Origin of the sequence: Rhodopirellula maiorica SM1 (genome assembly GCF_000346295.1) — a bacterium.
Classification (GTDB): Bacteria; Planctomycetota; Planctomycetia; order Pirellulales; family Pirellulaceae; genus Novipirellula; species Novipirellula maiorica.
Genome location: NZ_ANOG01000667.1, coordinates 1 through 2627, shown reverse-complemented (window position 1 = coordinate 2627; position 2627 = coordinate 1). Strand labels below are relative to the sequence as shown.

The following is a 2627-nucleotide window of genomic DNA, read 5'->3' as shown; positions in this document are numbered from 1 at the left end:
AAGTCCAAACACCAATGGGATCGCTTGAGCTTGGTTTCCGCGATCAGCGAAGTGGTGTTTGAATCACTCCGCGAAATTTCCCAGATCTCCAGCGAGTCGGCTTTAAAAATCAACGAGCGCGACGGCGGTTATGTCCGCGTTTTCCTTGCCGGCGCCAGTCCCGAAGAGGCACAGATTTTTGCCCAATCGGTCCGCGAAACACTCGGCCCGCTTTCGAGCCCCCGCTACGTCATCCCGCGTTTCGTCGATGTCCCCGCCGACACCCTGACCAACCGTTTGTTGCCGAGAATACTTCGTCCGTGGTTGGAACGTCGAAATCGCCGGCAATGGATGTTGCATGCGGTTCCGACCGCACTCGCTCTGAAACGCGATTTAGCAGCCGTTTTCGAGAATCACTGGAATGCCAAAGTCAGTCCAGGGCAAGCAATGTTCGTCAAAAACCCACAGGGTGAACAGGTGGTCATCGACGCGATCCGCAACAACTTGACTCCATCGACGATCGTTCATGAAAAAGAAATGTTTCTCTAGCATCCGGTGGTAAGTTTTGACGGTATTGCCGGATGGAATCGTTGATCGCGTCGTGTCTGTCATGACACATGGATTTTTTGCACGGATCACGAGGGGAGGCGGCCGATGGCAATATCGTTACACGCCGCATTGCCCAACCTTGTAAATTTGATTGATCATGTCCAAACCTGCTCTTCGTCGAAAGCGTCACGCGTTGCTAGCACTTCTTGGCATTTCTCTGTTGGTCAATCAGGCGAGTGCGGTGGATATATTCGTAACGAGCAACGCGGACTCGGGTGCGGGTTCGTTACGCGAAGCGATCACGAATGCGTCATCTGGTGACCGCATCGTATTCAATACGCCGGGATCGTCCACGATTCAATTGCTGAGCGACTTGCCAGTTATCCCTGGCGATGTCTCGTTTGATGTGGCCACGGGAACCACCGTAGCGATTGATCGAAATGGGAACGGACCGTTGACATTCACCGGCAGCTTGGTGGATCCAACACAGCTAAACATCAACACCGGGGGTGTTGCATCGCTCGACGCCGATATCGACATGTCCTCGACGACAAGAGTGTTTGGCAACGGGGACGTCACCGGCAACATGACCACCGCCGGAACCTTGGCGCCGGGGGCAACTTCAACCGCAGGTAGTCTAGGAACATTAAATGTCACCGGAAACCTGGATGCAAGCAACGCCAGTGTCCAAGTCGACATTTCCGATATCGGCGCGACGACGGAAAGCGACCTCATTGACGTCACTGGTACTGCCACGATCACGGATGCGGAACTCGTTCCCAACTTTATCGGAAGCCAATACAAGGTTGGAGACTCGTTCGTGGTTCTGGAATCCGGTAGTCCTGTTGTCGGAGCATTCACGAACGAATCCGACGTGTACGCGTTGCCCAATCGGCCCTTCTTAGAGGCTGCGATGAGTGCGTCAGGAACACGGGACCAATTTAGTTTCATTGTCCAAGACAACAATGATTCATTCACGACCGTCGTCTCTGGCAGCAACCAAACATCCGCAGCAGGCCTTCTCGACGACCTGCGTGGCGGCAGTCCTCCTGCGGCCGTGACCACGTTAAGAGATGGTTCCGCCGATCAAGTCGTCACAGCTGTAGACCAATTGTCGGGCTCGATCTATCCCTCATTGATCGGAGCGGAAATCAACCATATCCAAAACAATCTCGAATCGATTCGTGATCGCGTCGTCATGCAAACCGATCTGGACCGCCGCCAATGCCAGATCACACCGTGGGTCCGTGCCTACGGAATCACCAGCGAAGTCGATCAGGACGACTTGCAGACGGTCGGATACCGGCATCAAGTCGGCGGACTCGAATTGGGTGGCGGTGTGGCCAGTCCCAATGGATTAGCACTACATTCGTTTGCACACTTGGCCTCGGGTGACCTGGAGACTCGCGGAGTCGACCAGCATGCAAACATCGATTCCTATCGCATGGGAGGCTCGGTTGAGTATCTTGCGGAACACGTTTACCTCGTGGCGGCCGGCGGTGCCGGTACCCAGGATTACGAAGTCCGCCGCTCGCTGAGTGCACTGGAGGGATCCGATTTTGCTGAGAGCCGCTTTGATGGCTCTTCACAATTCGGCTATTTTGAAATCGGCACCTTGTTTTCGCACGCCGCGACTTTGTGGAGTCCTTATTTGGCACTGCACACAACACGTGTCGAGCTGGACGCGATCACCGAAACCGGCGATGCCGATTTCGCACTGATTAACGATGGCGGCTCAGGCGAATCGCTTCGCAGCGTCTTGGGACTCTCGCTCAACCAATCGGCTCCAACGCCACTTGGCATCGCCACCACTCGTCTGCGATTCGGTTGGATGCACGAGTACTTGGACGAATCCGAGACATTTTTATCGCAAGTCGCCAACGGCGGCACCCCAACCGGATCCCTCGAAGACCGCGGCGTGATGGCTGGCGACGACTGGGCCATCTTGCGAGCCCAGGTCGACATGGGTGTGCTGCTGGGTGGCCAGTTCACGGTGGCCTACCTAGGGCAAGCGAACAGCGATTCCTCATTCAACTCCTTGCTGGCGGGAACCCGCTGGATCTTCTAAATCCTTGCCGGGACAAGCCCAATGCCATCTA

General features: G+C 55.4%; 1 protein-coding gene and 1 pseudogene. Both read left to right on the top strand.

Going from position 1 to position 2627, the window contains the following annotated elements; genetic code table 11:
- Positions 1 to 528 (top strand): annotated as a pseudogene (locus RMSM_RS21375) (DEAD/DEAH box helicase); the annotation flags it as partial.
- Between the two features lie 157 nt (positions 529 to 685).
- Complete coding sequence (locus RMSM_RS21370) at positions 686 to 2596, top strand: autotransporter outer membrane beta-barrel domain-containing protein (protein WP_008701117.1); 1911 nt, start codon at positions 686 to 688, stop codon at positions 2594 to 2596.
- Positions 2597 to 2627: the final 31 nt, after the last annotated feature.

Coding starts and splice junctions, on each gene's coding strand:
- RMSM_RS21370 (WP_008701117.1), top strand. CDS start 686: ATGTCCAAACCTGCTCTTCGTCGAAAGCGTCACGCGTTGCTAGCACTT.